Below are 686 nucleotides of genomic sequence, written 5' to 3'. Positions count from 1 at the left end.
GCGACGCTCCCACGGCTTGTAGGCACACGGTTTCAGGTACTATTTCACTCCGCTCCCGCGGTACTTTTCACCATTCCCTCACGGTACTATCCGCTATCGGTCACCAGGGAATATTTAGGCTTAGCGGGTGGTCCCGCCAGATTCACACGGGATTTCTCGGGCCCCGTGCTACTTGGGTGTCTCTCAAGCAAGCCGCTAATGTTTCAGCTACGGGGGTCTTACCCTCTACGCCGGGCCTTTCGCATGCCCTTCGCCTACATCAACGGTTTCTGACTCGCCTCACAGCCGGCAGACTGTGAAAGAGAGATCCCACAACCCCGCCTGCGCAACCCCTGCCGGGTATCACACGCAAACGGTTTGGCCTCATCCGGTTTCGCTCGCCACTACTCCCGGAATCACGGTTGTTTTCTCTTCCTGCGGGTACTGAGATGTTTCACTTCCCCGCGTTCCCTCCACACTGCCTATGTGTTCAGCAGCGGGTGACAGCCCATGACGACTGCCGGGTTTCCCCATTCGGACACCCCCGGATCACAGCTCGGTTGACAGCTCCCCGGGGCCTATCGCGGCCTCCCACGTCCTTCATCGGTTCCTGGTGCCAAGGCATCCACCGTGCGCCCTTAAAAACTTGGCCACAGATGCTCGCGTCCACTGTGCAGTTCTCAAACAACGACCAGCCACCCGTCACA

1 rRNA gene is annotated in these 686 nt (G+C 59.0%); it reads right to left on the bottom strand.

Features of this window, described 5'->3' with window-relative positions:
• A 23S ribosomal RNA gene (locus ACSNOK_RS33360) occupies positions 1-631 on the bottom strand; the annotation flags it as partial.
• Between the last annotated feature and the right edge of the window lie 55 nt (positions 632-686).

The organism is Streptomyces sp. URMC 126 (assembly GCF_051386555.1).
Classification (GTDB): Bacteria; Actinomycetota; Actinomycetes; order Streptomycetales; family Streptomycetaceae; genus Streptomyces.
The sequence above is the reverse complement of the archived record's forward strand: the minus strand, read 5'-3'. Positions and strand labels throughout refer to the sequence as shown.